At 66.3% G+C, this 16,478-nt stretch carries 18 protein-coding genes; 15 read left to right on the top strand and 3 right to left on the bottom strand.

The window, feature by feature from the left end; genetic code table 11:
* Positions 1–175 precede the first annotated feature (175 nt).
* The 13 genes from AC4D14_RS01565 to AC4D14_RS01625 all read left to right on the top strand — a co-directional run bounded on the left by AC4D14_RS01565 (position 176) and on the right by AC4D14_RS01625 (position 11,548).
* Positions 176–2,041 (top strand): polysaccharide biosynthesis protein, encoded by a 1,866-nt coding sequence (locus AC4D14_RS01565; RefSeq protein ID WP_490899831.1) that lies wholly within the window; start codon positions 176–178, stop codon positions 2,039–2,041.
* Complete coding sequence (locus AC4D14_RS01570; RefSeq protein WP_490899832.1) at positions 2,038–3,060, top strand: MraY family glycosyltransferase; 1,023 nt, start codon at positions 2,038–2,040, stop codon at positions 3,058–3,060. The genes AC4D14_RS01565 and AC4D14_RS01570 overlap by 4 nt, the downstream gene beginning before the upstream one ends.
* Before the next feature lie 136 nt (positions 3,061–3,196).
* Positions 3,197–3,673, top strand: a complete 477-nt coding sequence (locus AC4D14_RS01575; protein ID WP_490899833.1) for a Cg1360 family ATP-synthase-associated protein — start codon at positions 3,197–3,199, stop codon at positions 3,671–3,673.
* Entirely contained in the window at positions 3,663–3,971 is a 309-nt protein-coding gene (locus tag AC4D14_RS01580; protein WP_490899834.1) for a hypothetical protein, read from the top strand. The genes AC4D14_RS01575 and AC4D14_RS01580 overlap by 11 nt, the downstream gene beginning before the upstream one ends.
* A gap of 85 nt (positions 3,972–4,056) precedes the next feature.
* Positions 4,057–4,878: a F0F1 ATP synthase subunit A gene (atpB, locus tag AC4D14_RS01585; protein WP_490899835.1), complete on the top strand. Its 822-nt coding sequence runs from the start codon at positions 4,057–4,059 to the stop codon at positions 4,876–4,878.
* 73 nt (positions 4,879–4,951) lie between these two features.
* Entirely contained in the window at positions 4,952–5,167 is a 216-nt protein-coding gene (locus AC4D14_RS01590; RefSeq protein WP_019481292.1) for an ATP synthase F0 subunit C, read from the top strand.
* 50 nt (positions 5,168–5,217) lie between these two features.
* On the top strand, positions 5,218–5,766 hold the full coding sequence (locus AC4D14_RS01595; RefSeq protein WP_490899836.1) for a F0F1 ATP synthase subunit B: 549 nt from the start codon (positions 5,218–5,220) through the stop codon (positions 5,764–5,766).
* Positions 5,766–6,581: a F0F1 ATP synthase subunit delta gene (locus AC4D14_RS01600; RefSeq protein WP_490899837.1), complete on the top strand. Its 816-nt coding sequence runs from the start codon at positions 5,766–5,768 to the stop codon at positions 6,579–6,581. Before AC4D14_RS01595 ends, AC4D14_RS01600 begins: the two co-directional genes overlap by 1 nt.
* A gap of 94 nt (positions 6,582–6,675) precedes the next feature.
* Entirely contained in the window at positions 6,676–8,304 is a 1,629-nt protein-coding gene (gene atpA, locus AC4D14_RS01605) for a F0F1 ATP synthase subunit alpha (RefSeq protein ID WP_490899838.1), read from the top strand.
* A 97-nt stretch (positions 8,305–8,401) separates the two neighbouring features.
* Entirely contained in the window at positions 8,402–9,295 is an 894-nt protein-coding gene (locus AC4D14_RS01610) for a F0F1 ATP synthase subunit gamma (protein WP_490899839.1), read from the top strand.
* Positions 9,296–9,346: 51 nt separating this feature from the next.
* Positions 9,347–10,810, top strand: coding sequence for a F0F1 ATP synthase subunit beta (atpD, locus tag AC4D14_RS01615; protein ID WP_490899840.1), 1,464 nt, complete (start codon positions 9,347–9,349; stop codon positions 10,808–10,810).
* A 5-nt stretch (positions 10,811–10,815) separates the two neighbouring features.
* Positions 10,816–11,106: a F0F1 ATP synthase subunit epsilon gene (locus tag AC4D14_RS01620; protein WP_490899841.1), complete on the top strand. Its 291-nt coding sequence runs from the start codon at positions 10,816–10,818 to the stop codon at positions 11,104–11,106.
* Positions 11,107–11,116: 10 nt separating this feature from the next.
* Positions 11,117–11,548, top strand: coding sequence for a DUF2550 domain-containing protein (locus tag AC4D14_RS01625; RefSeq protein WP_490899842.1), 432 nt, complete (start codon positions 11,117–11,119; stop codon positions 11,546–11,548).
* A gap of 19 nt (positions 11,549–11,567) precedes the next feature.
* Here the strand turns inward: AC4D14_RS01625 and AC4D14_RS01630 are convergent, their stop codons facing one another.
* Positions 11,568–12,788: an N-acetylglucosamine-6-phosphate deacetylase gene (locus AC4D14_RS01630; protein WP_490899843.1), complete on the bottom strand. Its 1,221-nt coding sequence runs from the start codon at positions 12,786–12,788 to the stop codon at positions 11,568–11,570.
* A gap of 44 nt (positions 12,789–12,832) precedes the next feature.
* Positions 12,833–13,528 carry an endonuclease NucS gene (gene nucS, locus AC4D14_RS01635; protein WP_490899844.1) on the bottom strand — a complete coding sequence of 232 codons (696 nt, stop codon included), beginning with the start codon at positions 13,526–13,528 and terminating at the stop codon, positions 12,833–12,835.
* A gap of 99 nt (positions 13,529–13,627) precedes the next feature.
* On the opposite strand from nucS, the gene AC4D14_RS01640 reads away from it, so the two are divergent.
* Positions 13,628–13,951: an Rv1322 family protein gene (locus tag AC4D14_RS01640; protein WP_490899845.1), complete on the top strand. Its 324-nt coding sequence runs from the start codon at positions 13,628–13,630 to the stop codon at positions 13,949–13,951.
* Positions 13,952–14,004: 53 nt separating this feature from the next.
* Positions 14,005–14,796, top strand: a complete 792-nt coding sequence (locus AC4D14_RS01645) for an alpha/beta hydrolase (protein WP_490899846.1) — start codon at positions 14,005–14,007, stop codon at positions 14,794–14,796.
* A 56-nt stretch (positions 14,797–14,852) separates the two neighbouring features.
* Here AC4D14_RS01645 and AC4D14_RS01650 read toward each other — a convergent pair whose 3' ends face one another.
* Positions 14,853–16,181: an AI-2E family transporter gene (locus AC4D14_RS01650; protein WP_490899847.1), complete on the bottom strand. Its 1,329-nt coding sequence runs from the start codon at positions 16,179–16,181 to the stop codon at positions 14,853–14,855.
* Positions 16,182–16,478 lie beyond the last annotated feature (297 nt).

The raw sequence follows: 16,478 nt of genomic DNA on the forward strand, positions 1-16,478 counted from the left end.
TGATCCTTTCGAATCCGCGGCAACACGCGATTGTCGCGGGAGGCGCAGGGATGTGCGGCTAGTATTCTCGGGTAGAACGAGTCTATTACACCGCCGCAGTCCAACGGCCGAGCAGAACCCGCGGGGTCCGAGGACGCCGGCAGGCGAACTCCTGCCTCAACGTTTGTTAGGAACCATGAGTCGAACCGACGGTCACAGTGAACCCCCGAGGGGATCCACCGAAACCATGACCCCGCGCGGGGAAAAACCCGCTTTCTGGCTGTGGTCCCAGTACATGCTGGACGCCGTGGCCTGGGTGGTGGCGATCCTCCTCGCGCTGGTGCTGCGCTACGAGCTGCTCGTCAACGAGATCAACGCCGAGGGCGTGGTCGTCTTCTGCGCGGTCGCCGTCGCCGCCCAGCTGCTCGTGGGCTTGAGTTTCGCCCTCTACCGCGGGCGCTACAGCTTCGGGAGCTTCCACGAAGCCAAGCTGCTGGTCATCGTGACGGTCATCGTCTCGGTGATCCTGGTCCTGGTCAGCGTCGCCTTCTTCACCGTGATCGAAATTCCCCGCAGCATCGGCATCATCGCGTTCCCCTTCGCGTGCATCTTCCTCGCCTCCACCCGCTACCTCAAGCGCATGTACGTCGAGAGCAAGGCGCGTCCGGGCGAAGACGCCCAGCGGACCCTGATCTACGGTGCCGGGTTCCTCGGCAATTCCCTCGTGGGACGCATGATGCAGGATCCGGAATCCCCCTACTTCCCGGTCGGCCTCATCGACGACGACCCGGCCAAGAAGCACCTCCGGCTTTCCTCGGTTCCCGTCCTCGGGCGCCTCGAGGACCTGCCGGACATCGTGGCACGGACCAAACCCTCCGTGCTCGTCATCGCCTTCTCCGAGGTGGAGGCATCGCAGGTGCGCCGCGTGTCCGACCTCGTTGCGGGCCTCAGCATCAAGGTTCTTGTCCTCCCGCCCCTGCGCGACATGCTTGGAGCCGGAACGGGTCTTTCCGACTTCCGCGAGGTGGCCGTCGAGGACCTCATCGGGCGGCGGCCCGTCGACATCCACGCCGACGAGGTCGCCGGGTACATCACCGGACGCCGGGTGCTGGTCACCGGGGCCGGCGGTTCGATCGGATCCGAGCTGTGCCGGCAGCTGGCCGAGTTCAGCCCGAAGGAGCTGATCATGCTCGACCGCGACGAGACCGGCCTGCAGACAACCCAGATCTCGCTGACCGGCAGGGGGCTGCTCACCGGGCCCGACACCGTCCTCGCCGACATCCGCGACGCCGAAACGCTCCTGGGGATCTTCGAGGAGCGCAGGCCCGAAGTGGTCTTCCACGCCGCGGCACTCAAGCACGTCTCGCTGCTCGAGCAGTACCCGGAGGAGGCCTGGAAGACGAACGTCCAGGGCACCGCGAACGTCCTGCGGGCGGCTGCTGCCGCAGGGGTGACGAATTTCGTGAACATCTCAACGGACAAGGCGGCGAACCCCACGAGCGTGCTGGGGCATTCGAAGCGGCTGGCCGAGCGGATCACCGCCTGGTATGCCGCGCGCACCGGCCGGAAGTATGTCTCGGTCAGGTTCGGCAATGTCATCGGCAGCCGGGGCTCAATGCTTCCGCTGTTCACCGAGCAGATCCGCAACGGAGGTCCGATCACCGTGACCGACCCCGAGGTCACCCGGTTCTTCATGACGATCCCCGAGGCCTGCCAGCTCGTGGTCCAGGCCGGTGCGATCGGACGTGCGGGGGAGGTGCTCATCCTCGACATGGGCGAGGCGGTGAAGATCCTCGACGTGGCCCAACGCATGATCGCGATGTCCGGCAAGGACATCGACATTGTCTTCACCGGGCTGCGGCCCGGCGAGAAGATGCACGAGGACCTCGTGGGAATCGATGAAGACGATTCGCGGCCGCTCCACCCCAAGATCTCCCACACGCCCGTTGCCCCGCTTGATCCCTCCCACCTCGACCTCCAGGAGTTCCGGAGCAGGGGAGCGTTCCCGCTGGCCGCCGGTACGGGCATGCCCGAACCCTCAAACGGCAAGGCGCTGCAGTGATCCCGCTGCTGGTCGCGGTGTCGGCCGCCGCGTTCACGCTCAGTGCGCTGCTTCCGGCGGCGATCAAGCCCCTCCTCCAGCGGCACGGCGTCCTCGACGTCCCCAACCACCGCTCGTCGCACAGCACGGTGGTCATCCGGGGGATGGGCCTCGCCGTGGCAGGCGGGATCGCCGGCGGCCTGGTGCTCGCGCTCGCCACAGGCCTCATCGCGGTCGACCGTTCCCTGCCCGCCGTCATCCTCCTCATGATCGCCGGAGCCTCCCTCATCGGCTGGATCGAAGACCTGCGCGGAGTGTCGATCGTGGCCAGGGCCAGTATCCAGCTGCTGATCGGAGCGGTGGGCACCGCCGCCCTGGCCGCAGCGATCGGCCAGAGCTACTGGTGGGTTCCCGTCGGGGCAATAGCCTTCGCCACCTACATCAACGCCGCGAACTTCATGGACGGCATCAACGGCATTTCGGGAATGCACGGCGCACTCGCCGGCGGGTTCTACTCCCTCGCCGGAGTGCTCAGCGGCCAGTGGTGGCTCACCGTGACCGGACTGGTCATCGGCGTCGCGTTCCTCGCGTTCCTGCCATGGAACCTCGGCCGCGGCTTTGTCTTCCTCGGCGACGTCGGCAGCTACCTGCTGGGGGCCTCGATCGCGGCGACCGCGGTGGCAGGGCTCCTCGCCGGGGTCTACCTCGAGTACCTCCTTTCCCCGGTGCTGATCTACCTGGCCGACACCTTCACCACCTTCCTGCGGCGGGCGCGCAGGGGTGAACGCCTCTATGCCTCCCACCGCTCGCACGTCTACCAGCGGCTGACCGACACGGGACTCACCCACGTCCAGGTCGCCCTGCTCGTCACTGCGGCCTCCGCCCTCACCGGTGCCGCCGGTTTCGTCGCCGCGACGGCCGAGCCGCCGATCGCGGTCGCCGCCTCCCTGTTCGCGGCAGCGGTCGTGTGCGCCTACCTCTACAGCCCCCGCCTCTTTGCCGCGGCCTCAGCCAGGCGGCGGGAACGCCGGGCAGTCTGAGCCCCGGGCGGGGCCCCGCGATTTCTATCTGCTGTAGAATGTTGAGTGCGCCGCCGGCCTAAGCCGCGCGAGTGCCTTCCCGGTCCGAAGCCAGCAATGGCCGACGGACCCCCCCAAACACCACGGACGGAACGCTGTGACTCCTCAAGATGCCTCGGGTGCCCCTGCCGGGCCGCGGCTTGGCGTCTCCGGTCCGGAACGATCGCCGTGGCTGCGGATCCTGGTACGCTGCGCCGCGGTGACGGTGGGGACGACGGCCCTGCTTTCGACGACGGCGGCCCTCACGGCCGGCCCCGGGGCGGCCCTCAGCGCCGCCTTCGGCTACGGCGTGGTTGCCGCTTTCTTCGGCATCAGCCTGCTCATCGGCCACTTCGCGGGGAAGACGAACCCCTCGGGTGCCCTCGGGCTCTTCGCCGTTACCTACGCCATCAAGGTGGTCGGATTCGCCGCTGTACTGTTCCTTTTGGGCACCCCGCAGTGGCTCGACCGGACCTGGTTCTTCACCGGCGCCGTCAGCACCGTGATCGTCTGGCAGGCGGTCGAGATCTTCGTGTTTTCGCGTACCCGACACCAGCTCTTTAACGACCCGGAGGAGGCAGGACATGGCGCCTGACAACGCACAGGGGAACGGCTCCGGCGACGATGCCCGCGGCCGTTACGGCTCGGGCGGTTACAACGCTGGAATCGCCGTCTTCAGCTACATCACTGGCGGGATCCTAGTCTGGAGTTTGATAGGGTGGGGCCTGGATAATCTTCTGGGAACACGTTGGATAGTGCTCGCAGGGGCTCTCTTGGGTGCCGGGGGCGGTTTCTACCTCTCCCATATGCACAACCTCACCCGATCGCACCTCTCTGATCCCGGCTCCACGCCGCAGGGCAGCCCAGAGCCTCCGGAGAACAGCCCGAAGTGACACCTAAAAACTTAATGAGCCGGAGCAGTGTCGCTGTCCCCGGTCGTATCATGCCCAACGATGGACACTGCAGAGAGGAAACGCGTTGATCGCGCTTGCGCTCCCGGCCGCAACAACTGATGAGGGCTTCGTAGCCCCCACGATTGAAGAGACCCACTACCCCGACATCTTCCCCTGGCGTGGTGAATACGGCGTCTGGTTCGAAGGTGGCTTCGGCAAGCAGATGCTGCTGATCATTCTCTCCGTCATCCTCATCGCAGCCTTCTTCATCGCCGCCTCGCGGCGCGGCCAGATGGTCCCGGGCAGGATGCAGTTCCTCGGCGAGTCCGCGTACGGGTTCGTACGGAACTCCATCGGCAAGGACATCATCGGTGGCCGTGACTACCTGAAGTACGTGCCCTGGTTGTTCGCCGTGTTCTTCTTCATCCTGGTGAACAACATCTTCGGTGCCATCCCGTTCCTTCAGCTTCCGACCTTCTCCCATCCGGGAAGCGCCTACGCGATCGCCGGGATCTTCTACATCCTCTGGATCGCCATCGGCATCAAGAAGCACGGGCTGCGGTACTTCAAGCTCGCGGTCGTCCCCTCCGGCGTCCCGTGGTACATCATGCCGCTGCTGATCCCGATCGAGATCATCTCGAACTTCCTCGTGCGGCCCGTGACCCACTCGCTCCGACTCTTCGCGACGATGCTCGCAGGGCACCTCATCATCACCCTTGCGGGTTCGGCCATCGAATACATGGCACTCTCGGGCAGCATCCTGCTGCAGGGCACCGGCGTCCTCGTCCTGGGCGGCTCGGTCGCGATGTATATGCTCGAAGCGCTGATCATGATCCTCCAGGCGTACGTCTTCACGCTGCTTGCCGCGATTTACATCGAGGGCGCGCTTCACGCCGACGCCCACTGATCACAAATTCTTCCCCGTCGGGGATGATCCCAAACAACCTGCCGCACCAAGGCGGCATCTTGAAAGGAACACAATGGAAGTACAGGGTAGCCTCAACCTCGTTGGATACGGTCTCTCCGCAATCGGCGGTGGTATCGGCGTGGGTCTCGTATTCGCCGCATACATCAACGGCGTAGCACGTCAGCCCGAGGCGCAGCGCGTTCTTCAGCCCATCGCCTTCCTTGGCCTGGCCCTGACCGAAGCTCTCGCGATCCTCGGTCTGGTCTTCGCCTTCGTCATCGGCGCCTAACAACTCCAGGCTGGAGATCCGAAGACCAGTTGAAGAAAGACGGGTGAAAGATGTTTAATGCAGCCATTATGGCAGCGGAAGAGGGCGCAAACCCGCTCGTCCCAAACGGGTGGGAAATCCTCGTCACACTAGTGGGCTTCGCGGTCCTGTTGTTCATCGTCATCAAGTACGTGATGCCGGCGTTCGAGAAGACCTTCGCAGAGCGCACCGAAGCCATCGAAGGTGGAATGGCCCGGGCCGAAGCAGCCCAGGCCGAAGCCAACGCGGCGCGCGAAGAGTACAAGCAGCAGCTTGTCGACGCCCGTGCCGAGGCAAACCGCATCCGTGAGGAAGCGCGCGCCGAAGGTGCCCAGATCCTTGCCTCGCTCAAGGAGAAGGCAGCAGCGGAGGCGTCCCGGATCACCGAGCAGGCTCACGTCCAGATCGAGGCCGAGCGCCAGGCAGCAGTCGTGTCGCTCCGCGCCGAGGTCGGCACGCTGGCAACGGATCTGGCAAGCCGCATCGTTGGAGAGTCGCTGGCCGACGACGCGCGCTCGGCACGTGTCGTTGACCGTTTCCTCGCCGACCTTGAGAACCAAAGCGCAGGTGCGGCGAAGTAATGGCCGGAGTATCAAGCCAGTCCCTTGCCACAGTCCGCGCGGAGCTTGAATCACGCCTCCCCGGAGCGAAGTTGCCGCTGGCGGAGGAGCTCTTCGGAATCCTCGCCATCCTTGACAGCAACGCCGGCCTGCGGCGCGCGCTGACCGACCCGTCCCGCTCCGGCGCGGACAAGGCGGCGCTCGTGGACCAGCTCGTGGCAGGCAGGGTCTCGGCTGATGCTGCCTCGGTAGTCAAGGCGCTCGTCGCAGAGCGGTGGGCCCGCCCCCGCGACCTCGGCGACGCTTTGGAAACCCTCGCCGCGACCGTTGCCATTGCGGTGGCGGAAGCGGCCGGATCGGGCACTGAAGGCCTCGACCGGCTCGAGAGTGACCTGTTCTCCTTTATCGGCCTCGTGGGCTCGAACCATGAGCTGCAGCGCGCCCTGTCGGATCCCCAGGCGAGCCCGGAAGCGAAGACTGCGCTGGCGTTCCGCCTGGTTCCCGACGCAGGCGCAGAGGCGAAGCTGCTCATCCGCCAGGCGGTCACCACCCCGCGCGGCCTGCGGCCCACCCAGCTAGTCCAGCGGTTCGTCGAGCTTGTCGCACTGCGGCAGCAGCGGTGGATCGCAACTGTCAGCGTCACCCGTCCGCTGACTCCGGAGCAGCTGTCGAAGCTTGAAGCAGGGCTCAACCGCCTGTACGGCCGTGAACTGAAGATCAACGTCAGCGTTGATCCCTCCTTGATCGGTGGTGTGCGTGTCAGCGTGGGCGACGAGATGGTCGACTCCACAGTGCTCACGCGGCTGTCCGAACTCCGCCGACGACTGGCGGGATAGGCGCACACCGCGCCTGAAGATTGATCCAACACTGAATTACACACAGGTCACCGCCGGCGGTGGTGATCGCAACACAGGAGAGCAGGGACTGCAGATGGCCGAATTGACCATCAACGCTGAAGATGTCCGTAATGCGTTGAACGAGTTTGCGGCGTCCTACGAACCCGGAAATGCGGAGCGCGTCGAAGTTGGCCGCGTCACCACCGCAAGCGACGGCATTGCCAAGGTTGAGGGTCTGCCTTCGGTCATGGCGAACGAGCTGCTGCGTTTCGAGGACGGCACGCTGGGCCTGGCCCAGAACCTTGATACCCGCGAGATCGGCGTCGTCGTCCTCGGCGACTACTCCGGAATCGAAGAAGGCCAGGAAGTACACCGGACCGGCGAGATCCTCTCCGTGCCCGTTGGGGATGCGTTCCTCGGACGCGTCGTCGACCCGCTCGGCCAGCCCCTCGATGAGCTTGGCGAGATCCAGGCCGAGGGCCGGCGCGCGCTCGAGCTTCAGGCTCCCGGCGTAACGATGCGCAAGTCGGTTCACGAGCCGATGCAGACCGGTCTTAAGGCAATCGACGCGATGATCCCGATCGGGCGCGGCCAGCGCCAGCTGATCATCGGCGACCGCCAGACCGGCAAGTCGGCCATCGCCGTCGACACGATCATCAACCAGAAGGCCAACTGGGAGTCCGGCGACGTTCAGAAGCAGGTCCGCTGCATCTACGTCGCAATCGGTCAGAAGGCTTCGACAATCGCCGCCGTCCGCCAGACCCTCGAAGACAAGGGTGCCCTGGAGTACACGACGATCGTCGCTTCCCCGGCCTCCGACCCGGCCGGCTTCAAGTACCTCGCCCCCTACGCCGGTTCGGCCATCGGCCAGCACTGGATGTACGGCGGCAAGCACGTCCTGATCGTGTTTGACGACCTGTCAAAGCAGGCCGAGGCCTACCGTGCGGTGTCGCTGCTGCTGCGCCGGCCGCCGGGACGCGAAGCCTACCCCGGCGACGTGTTCTACCTGCACTCCCGCCTGCTCGAGCGCTGTGCCAAGCTCTCCGACGAGCTCGGTGCCGGTTCGATGACGGGTCTGCCGCTCATCGAGACCAAGGCGAACGACGTGTCGGCCTACATCCCGACGAACGTCATCTCGATCACGGACGGCCAGATCTTCCTGCAGTCCGACCTGTTCAACGCCAACCAGCGCCCTGCGGTCGACGTCGGCGTTTCGGTTTCCCGCGTTGGCGGTGCCGCGCAGGTCAAGTCGATGAAGAAGGTCTCGGGCACGTTGAAGCTTGACCTGGCGCAGTACCGCGACATGCAGGCCTTCGCGATGTTCGCCTCGGACCTCGACGCCGCCTCGCGCCAGCAGTTGACCCGCGGTGCGCGCCTGATGGAACTGCTCAAGCAGGGCCAGTACTCCCCGATGCCCGTCGAGGAGCAGGTCGTCTCGATCTGGGCCGGCACGAACGGACACCTCGACGAGGTGCCCGTCAGCGAAGTCAAGCGGTTCGAAACCGAGTTCCTTGACCACCTGCGCAACCGGTCGTCGGTTCTCACAACGCTGGCGCAGACCAACGTGCTTGAGGACTCGACCGTCGACGAGCTGAAGTCCCAGGTCGCCGAGTTCAAGCAGGGCTTCTTCGGCCAGGGGGAGAGCCTCACGGCCCACCAGAAGCACGACCCCCTTTCCGAGGACGCAGTCGACCAGGAAAAGATCGTCAAGCAGAAGCGCTAGAGGCACCGCGGCCGCCGGAGGACAGAACGCTGTCCTCCGGCGGCCCGGGCCTTGAGCCTTAGCCACTTCCCGCGCGGGAGTGGAGGAAAGGACAAGTATGGGAGCCCAGATTCGGGTCTACCGCCAGAAAATCGCTTCGACGACGTCGATGCGGAAGATTTTCAAGGCGATGGAGCTGATCGCGACCTCTCGCATTGGAAAGGCACGCACACGCGTCGCAGCGTCGTTGCCTTACGCCAATGCGATTACCCGTGCCGTTTCTGCAGTGGCATCGCAGTCGGAGATCGACCACCCCCTGACCACCGAGCACACCGAGGTGCGCCGCGCCGCGGTTCTCGTAATGACCTCGGACCGCGGCCTTGCCGGTTCCTACTCGGCAAGCGTGCTGAAGCAGACCGAGTCGCTTCTCGAAATGCTTCGTAAAGAGGGCAAGGAAGTAAAGACCTTCCTCGTCGGGCGCAAGGCCCAGGCATACTTCGAGTTCCGGGGCCGCTCGTACGAGAAGTTCTGGACTGGCGGGACCGACGCTCCGGAGTTCGCCACCGCGCGGGAAATCGGTACGGAACTCGTCGAGCAGTTCGTCACCGGCTACGACGACGGCGGAGTCGACGAGATCCACGTCGTCTACACGCGCTTCCGGTCAATGGTTTCGCAGGAGCCGACGGTCATCCGCCTGCTTCCGCTTGAAGTCGTCGAGGAAGAAGCCGGAGACACCTCCGATCTGCTTCCCCTCTACGAGTACGAGCCGGAGCCGGAGCGGGTGCTCGACGCCCTCCTGCCGCGCTACATCGAGTCAAGGATCTTCGCCGCGCTGCTCCAGGCGGCGGCGAGCGAGCTCGCAGCCCGCCAGCGCGCAATGAAGTCCGCAGGCGACAACGCGACCGACCTCATCAAGAAGTACACGCGTCTGCGCAACACCGCCCGCCAGGCGGAAATCACGCAGGAGCTTTCGGAGATTGTCGCAGGCGCCGACGCGCTGAGCGCATCCTGATCCACCAGATAAACTTAGTTCCACGCCATCTACGTAAATGAAGTGAGAGAGATGACTGCCCAGACTGTTGAACACGGTACGGACTCAGTTGCCCCCGGAGCTACCGGCCGTATTGCACGTGTCATTGGCCCGGTTGTCGACGTCGAGTTTCCTGCTGACGCGATCCCCGCAATCTACAACGCGCTGACCACCGAGATCACCCTCAACGGTGAGACGCACATGATCACCTTCGAGACCTCGCAGCACCTCGGCGACAACCTGGTCCGGGCGATCTCGCTCCAGGCCACCGACGGCCTCGTCCGCGGCACCGTGGTGCAGGACACCGGCTCGGCGATCTCCGTGCCCGTCGGCGACGGCGTCAAGGGACACATCTTCAACGTGCTGGGCAAGCCCCTCGACGTCGAGGAATCGGCACTCGAGATCACCGAGCGCTGGCCGATCCACCGCAAGGCTCCTTCGTTCGCCTCCCTCGAGGGCTCGACCGAGATGCTCGAAACGGGCATCAAGAGCATCGACCTCCTCACCCCCTACATCAAGGGTGGAAAGATTGGCCTGTTCGGCGGCGCCGGTGTGGGAAAGACGGTGCTGATCCAGGAAATGATCACCCGTGTTGCCCGCAACTTCGGCGGCACCTCCGTTTTCGCCGGCGTGGGCGAGCGTACCCGCGAGGGCAACGACCTCTGGGTCGAAATGGAAGAGGCCGGCGTGCTCAAGGACACCGCCTTGGTGTTCGGCCAGATGGATGAGCCGCCGGGAACCCGTCTCCGGGTTGCGCTGTCGGCGCTGACCATGGCGGAGTACTTCCGCGATGTGCAGAAGCAGGACGTGCTGCTCTTCATCGACAACATCTTCCGCTTCACCCAGGCCGGATCGGAGGTGTCGACCCTGCTGGGCCGCATGCCTTCCGCCGTGGGTTACCAGCCGAACCTCGCCGATGAGATGGGCGTCCTCCAGGAGCGCATCACCTCGACGAAGGGCCACTCCATCACCTCGATGCAGGCCATCTACGTCCCCGCCGACGACTACACCGACCCGGCTCCGGCGACGACCTTCGCGCACCTCGACGCGACGACCGAGCTTTCCCGCGAAATCGCTTCGCGTGGACTGTACCCGGCCATCGACCCGCTGGCGTCGACCTCGCGCATCCTGGATCCGCAGTACATTGGCCACGACCACTACAACACCGCGGTCCGGGTCAAGCAGATCCTCCAGAAGAACAAGGAACTCCAGGACATCATCGCGATCCTGGGTGTCGACGAACTGTCCGAAGAAGACAAGATCGTCGTCTCCCGCGCCCGCCGCATCCAGCAGTTCCTCTCGCAGAACACCTACACCGCCAAGCAGTTCACCGGCGTTGAGGGTTCAACTGTGAGCATCAAGGACACCATTGAGGGCTTCACCGCCATCTGCGACGGCGACCTTGACCACATCGCCGAGCAGGCGTTCTTCAACATTGGCGGACTCGACGACGTCGAGCGCCAGTGGGCGAAGATCCAAGAGCGGACCGGAAAGTAACGCTCATGGCCTCTGCAGAGCTAGAAGTCGAGATCGTCGCGGCGGACCACTTCGTGTGGTCCGGCCCGGCGACAATGGTCAAGGCGCGCACGAGCGAGGGCGAGATCGGGATCCTTCCCGGCCACTCGCCGGTGCTTGCGCTGCTGGGCGAGGGCGAACTGGCCATCCAGCCGGTGAGCGGTGAGCGCATCATCGTGGGGGTCGACAGCGGATTCTTCTCCGTCGACAGCAACCGGGTCGTGATCGTGGCCGACAACGCGAAGGTCGGCGGTCCGGTGACCGCGGAAAACCGCTGACCGACGCACCATGGACGCCCTGGGACTTGTGCTGATTGTCCTCGCAGCCGCCGCAGGCGTGCTGTTGCTGATGATTGGCGCCCTGGTCCTGCGGCGCTTCCAGCTTGGCCGGACCCTCGGCACCTTCGACGCCTCCATCCGCCTTCCCTCAACGGGTTGGCGGATGGGGGTTTGTCGTTATACGGACATGCACCTCGAGTGGCTGAGGCTGTTCTCGCTCAGTCCCATTCCACGGCACCGGTTCCTGCGCAGCTCCCTCGAACTCGAGGGCTGGCGGCACCCGTCCGAGGCGGAGAAGCACCGCGTCCAGCCGGGGGCGATCGTCGTGTTGCTCACCTACGAGGGCCAGGAGCTCAGCCTGGCCATGAAGTATGAGGTCTACGCCGGGCTCTCGTCCTGGCTCGAGGCCGGGCCGGTCATCGGCATCGGCACCTGGCGCTGATGCGCCCCGCCGCGGGCAGCTAGCGCCGTGCGGAGGGCTCGAGGATCCACGTCCCGGCCCTGAGCACGCCGAGGAGCTCAAGCTCCTCCGACACAACCACCGCATCGGCACGCAGCCCCGGCCTCAGGCTGCCGAGTTCGTCGGCGAGCCCAAGAATCCCGGACGGCACGGCCGACGCCGAGCGCACCGCGTCAACGAGGTCGACACCCGCACGGACGGCGCAGCGCACCACGTCGAGCAGCGTGGTGGTGCCTCCGGAGATCTCCTCGGATCCGGCGAGATAGGACCTGCCGCCGCGGACTCTGATCCGGGTCCGGCCCAGGCGGTACTCGCCGTTCTCCCGGCCGGCGGCGGCGGTGGCGTCGCTCACCAGGCAGACATTCGCCGGGCCCGCGAGGTTGAAGGCCATGCGCACCGTGTCCGCGTGGAGGTGGATGTTGTCAGCGATCAGCTCCACCGCGATTTCGCCGGCGCGGGCCCGCTCGAGCAGCAGCGGAACCGGCCCGGGGGAGCGGTGGTGGATGGCGGGCATCGCGTTGAACAGGTGGGTGGCCATGGGGCGCCCGGCGAATCCGTCGAAGCCCGTCGAGGCGAGCTCCTCGTTCACCAGGTCGAGGGCTGCCGCCGCCAGCTCCGGGCTGCAGTCGGTGTGGCCGATTGCCGGAATGACGCCGTGGGTGACCAACTCGAAGACCAGGGAGTCAGTTCCGGGCAGCTCCGGCGCGTAGGTCATCGAAATCAGGTGCCCCGCGGCGGCGCGGACCAGCTGCTGGAGCAGCTCCTCGTCGGGGTCGCTGAGGTAGGCGGGGTCGTGGGCGCCGGCCCTCAGCGGGGAAAGGAACGGCCCCTCGGCGTGGATGCCCGCGATGACCCCCTCCTCGGCCAGCTCCGCGAGCAGCGGAAACACGGCGAGCAGGTCGGCGCCGGGTGCTGCACCCGTGCTGGCCAGGAGCGTCGTGGTGCCGCTGCGGTGCTGGAAGTCGACGGCCGACCGGATTTCCGCGCTCGTGCCGGAGGTGAAATCACCGCCGTCGCCACCATGGCAGTGGAGGTCGACCAGTCCGGGAAGGATCAGCGCCCCGGGCGGGAGGAGGGCGGGAGTCCCGTGCGCCGCCGGTCCCGCGGGGCCGGCAACGATGATCCGGTTTTCCTCCCAGCCAAGGACGGCGTCGTCGACGATGCCCGTCTCGGTGACCAGCCGTCCGGATAGGAAGCGCGGAGTACCCTGCTGGTTGGCCATTCTCCGATTCTATGCGCCCGCACCCCGCCAGCGGCGAGCCCGGTCTAGAACAGGCGGGATTCCTTGTCGTCAACGCCGCGCATCGCGTCGTAGTCGAGGGTCACGCAGTCGATGCCGCGGTCGGCGGCGAGCACCCGCGCCTGGGGCTTGATCTGCTGTGCGGCGAAGATGCCGCGCACGGGGGACATGAGGGGGTCCCGGTTGAGCAGTTCAAGGTAGCGGGTGAGCTGCTCGACGCCGTCGATGTCGCCGCGCCGCTTCAATTCGACGGCGACGGTCGCCCCTGCGCCGTCCCTGGCCAGGATGTCAACCGGACCGATGGCGGTCATGTATTCCCGGCGCACAAGGGAGAACCCTTCACCGAGGAGGGTGATCTGTTCGGCGAGCAGCCGCTGAAGGTCCGCCTCAACGCCGTCCTTGACCAGGCCCGGATCGTCACCGAGGTCGTGGGAGGTCTCGTGGAGCTGTTCGCGGATGTTGATCACAAGCTTGTCGTCGCTCTTGGCGTGCTGGACGGTCCACACCTCGGTGACGCCGTCGGCGGCGTCCGCCTCGTCGGGAGCCGAGACACGGAGGGATGCCGGGGGGCTCATCCAGTTCAGCGGCTTGTAGGAGCCTCCGTCGGAGTGGACAAGGACCGAGCCGTCCGCCTTCACCATCAGCAGGCGGGTGGCAAGGGGAAGGTGTGCCCTGAGTCGGCCGATGTAGTCGACGGAGCAGCGGGCTATTACTAAACGCACACGCCACAGCTTACCGTCCGCGCGCCGGGGGACAGGCTGCACCGCTCCGCCCGGTGCCGCGGTTTCGGCGCCGGCCGCGCCGTCGGGCAGACTTAGAGGGTGCCACGATCGAACCGCCCCCGCCGTCCGCCAAGCGGCGGAAGGAACAAGTGGGCGCCCGCGCCCGAACGGGACCCCGAGCTCGCCCGGTTTGGCGTGCCAATCCACGAAAGCGCCCCCGACGGCGAATGGTCTGTGCGCACCATCACCGAGCGGAACGCGGCGAAGAACTACACCTGCCCCGGCTGCAACACCGTCATTCCGCCCGGGCTGGCCCACCTTGTGGTGTGGCGCGAGGACTCCCTGTTCGGCACCGAGGCCGCTTTGGCCGACCGCCGGCACTGGCACAACCGGTGCTGGCGCTCCCGCAGCTTCCGGTACTGACCAGCGCCGGCACGACGCGCCGACCCCGTCGCGCGGCGCCCTAGAATGGGGAAATGGCAAGCGATCCCCAGGACTACGTCTTCTCAACCAGCGCGGAACCCGTCGAGATCCGCGCGTCGACGGTGCTGCCGGCGGACCGGCGGAACATCGAACTGAAAACCGCCGACGGGCTGACGCTCGTGGGCGAGTTCGCCGCACCCGCGGGCCGGACGCCGAAGGCCACCCTCGTCACGCTTCACCCGCTGCCGACGCACGGCGGGTTCATGGACTCCCACCTCTTCCGCAAGGCATCCTTCCGGCTTCCGGCCCTTGCCGACATCGCAGTGCTGCGCTTCAACACCCGCGGCACCTGCTCTCCGCGGGGCTGCAGCGAAGGGACCTTCGACGGCGGCGCCTCCGAGCGCCACGACATCGAGGCTGCGGTCAAGTGGGCCGTGAACGAGGGACTCACGAACATCTGGCTGGTCGGCTGGTCCTTCGGGACCGAACTGTGCCTGAAATACGGGGCGAGCGATCCGATCGCCGAGCACATCGAGGGAGCCATCCTGATCTCCCCGCCGCTCCACAGGGCCAAAGACACCGACCTCGACACCTGGGCCTCGTCCGGGCTCCCCCTGACGGTCCTCGTCCCCGAACTCGATGACTACCTCCGCCCCGACGCCGCGGAGGAACGTTTCGCAGGCGTTCCGCAGGCCGTCGTGACCGGGGTGGACGGCGCCAAGCACCTGTGGGTCGGCGAGAAGTACGCATCGCGGGCCCTCAACGAGATTGCCGACGTCGTGCTTCCCGCGCCGGTCTCCCCGCTTCCCACGCAGTGGGAGGGGCCGGTGGCCACGGCCTCCTAGGGCCGAAAGAACCGGCCGTTCGAACCAGCCCCTGCGTGCCGTCCCGGCGGGATGACCTACTGGCTGTCCTGGCGGGCGATGAACACTTCCTTGAGCAGCAGCATCACGGCGGCCGCCGTCGGGATGGCGATGAGGGCGCCGAGGACGCCGAGCAGGCTTCCGCCCGCGATGACGGCGATGACCGCCACCGCGCCGGGGACCGCAACCGCCCGCTGCATGATGCGCGGGGAGATGAAGTAGGCCTCGAACTGCAGGTAGGCGATGTAGGGGATCGCGAACAGCAGCGCAGTCTGCCAGCTGACAGTGAGGGCGATAAGGCTCACGAAGCCTGCCGCGATGAGCGCCCCCACCAGTGGGATGAAGGCCAGCAGGACGACGATGAATGCCAGGAGCACCGAGAACGGCACCCCGACGATGCTCATCACCACGAACGCGAAAATGCCGTTGAGCAGCGCCACGCACGCCTGCCCGATGACGTACATGCCCACGCTGCGCGTGATCTCCTCGGAGAGGGACTGCACCCGGGGCCGGCGGGAGCGGGGTGCCAGGCGGTAGGCCCACTTCTTCATCGAGGGCAGCGAGGCAAGGAAGTAGAGGGTCAGGACCAGCACGATGAGCGCGCCGAAGAGGCCGTTGAGGATCACGGTGCCCACACCGAGGACACCGCCGAAGATCCCCCCGACCGCCTCGCTGTCGGTGAAGAAGTTGTTGATCTCGGCCGAGACCCTGTCGCGGACCTGGAACTGGCGGTCGACTGTGCGGAACAGCTCGGAGTTGAGGAAGTCGTCGGCGTAACCGGGCGCGCGTTCTGCGATCTGCGAGGTCTGGTTGACGATCGTGGGAATGAGGGTCGCGAAGAAGCCGACAACCAGGCCGGCAAGGATCAGCAGCGACACCGCGATCCCCGCCGGACGCGGCACCCCGCGGGTTTCAAGCCACCGCACGATCGGGTCAAGCCCAAGGGCGATGAAGAGGGCGGCGCCGATCCAGAGCAGCAGCTGGCCCACATTCATGATGATGAAGTAGGCAAGCAGCGCCAGTCCCACGCCCACACTTGCCATGAATCCGAAATGGATCGGGTGCTGGCGCATCGAGCGCGGATACGCTCCGCCGAACTTGAGGCGCTCGTCGGTCAGCTGAACGCTCGGATCGACGGCAACGGGTGCCGGTTCAAGCTCCGGCGGGAATTCGAAGCGCCGCCGCGGCTGGGCCCCGGGAAACCGCCGCGCATGGGAGAGCAGGGCGGAAAGGCTCCTGCGGGAGGGCTCAGGACCGCCAACGGCCGGGGTTCCGGCCGCAGCCGGCACAGGGTTCGCCCCCGGCGCACTTTCTCCTTCGGGCCGGGGCAGCGGCTCGTCGACGGGGACTTCCTCGTTGTTCGTCACGCTGGATTCTGCTTTCGAAAGTGGCTGCCTGCGCGGCAGGTGGTATGACAAGCGAAACACTACAGCCGGAGCGGACCGAAGCCGGGACGTGACGGGCGGGACCGGAACAAAATTACGCACGGCGGGCACCGGACCGGCCGTCACTGCGGGGGGCGCCCAGATGGGCGGCGGGCCGAAATCGGCCGGGGGGACGATCTTCGTTACCATTGGGGAACGAATCGGGAGCGTTTGCGACCCTTGGTCCTGCATGCCCCGCGGACAGGGGGCTGCGCAGAAGGACGGCCGCCCGCTCCACTA

The sequence above is a fragment of the Arthrobacter sp. TJ-254 genome (assembly GCF_058269175.1).

Coding starts and splice junctions, on each gene's coding strand:
- AC4D14_RS01565 (WP_490899831.1), top strand. CDS start 176: ATGAGTCGAACCGACGGTCACAGTGAACCCCCGAGGGGATCCACCGAA.
- AC4D14_RS01580 (WP_490899834.1), top strand. CDS start 3,663: ATGGCGCCTGACAACGCACAGGGGAACGGCTCCGGCGACGATGCCCGC.
- AC4D14_RS01590 (WP_019481292.1), top strand. CDS start 4,952: ATGGAAGTACAGGGTAGCCTCAACCTCGTTGGATACGGTCTCTCCGCA.
- AC4D14_RS01595 (WP_490899836.1), top strand. CDS start 5,218: ATGTTTAATGCAGCCATTATGGCAGCGGAAGAGGGCGCAAACCCGCTC.
- AC4D14_RS01600 (WP_490899837.1), top strand. CDS start 5,766: ATGGCCGGAGTATCAAGCCAGTCCCTTGCCACAGTCCGCGCGGAGCTT.
- atpA (WP_490899838.1), top strand. CDS start 6,676: ATGGCCGAATTGACCATCAACGCTGAAGATGTCCGTAATGCGTTGAAC.
- AC4D14_RS01610 (WP_490899839.1), top strand. CDS start 8,402: ATGGGAGCCCAGATTCGGGTCTACCGCCAGAAAATCGCTTCGACGACG.
- atpD (WP_490899840.1), top strand. CDS start 9,347: ATGACTGCCCAGACTGTTGAACACGGTACGGACTCAGTTGCCCCCGGA.
- AC4D14_RS01620 (WP_490899841.1), top strand. CDS start 10,816: ATGGCCTCTGCAGAGCTAGAAGTCGAGATCGTCGCGGCGGACCACTTC.
- AC4D14_RS01625 (WP_490899842.1), top strand. CDS start 11,117: ATGGACGCCCTGGGACTTGTGCTGATTGTCCTCGCAGCCGCCGCAGGC.
- AC4D14_RS01630 (WP_490899843.1), bottom strand. CDS start 12,788: ATGGCCAACCAGCAGGGTACTCCGCGCTTCCTATCCGGACGGCTGGTC.
- AC4D14_RS01645 (WP_490899846.1), top strand. CDS start 14,005: ATGGCAAGCGATCCCCAGGACTACGTCTTCTCAACCAGCGCGGAACCC.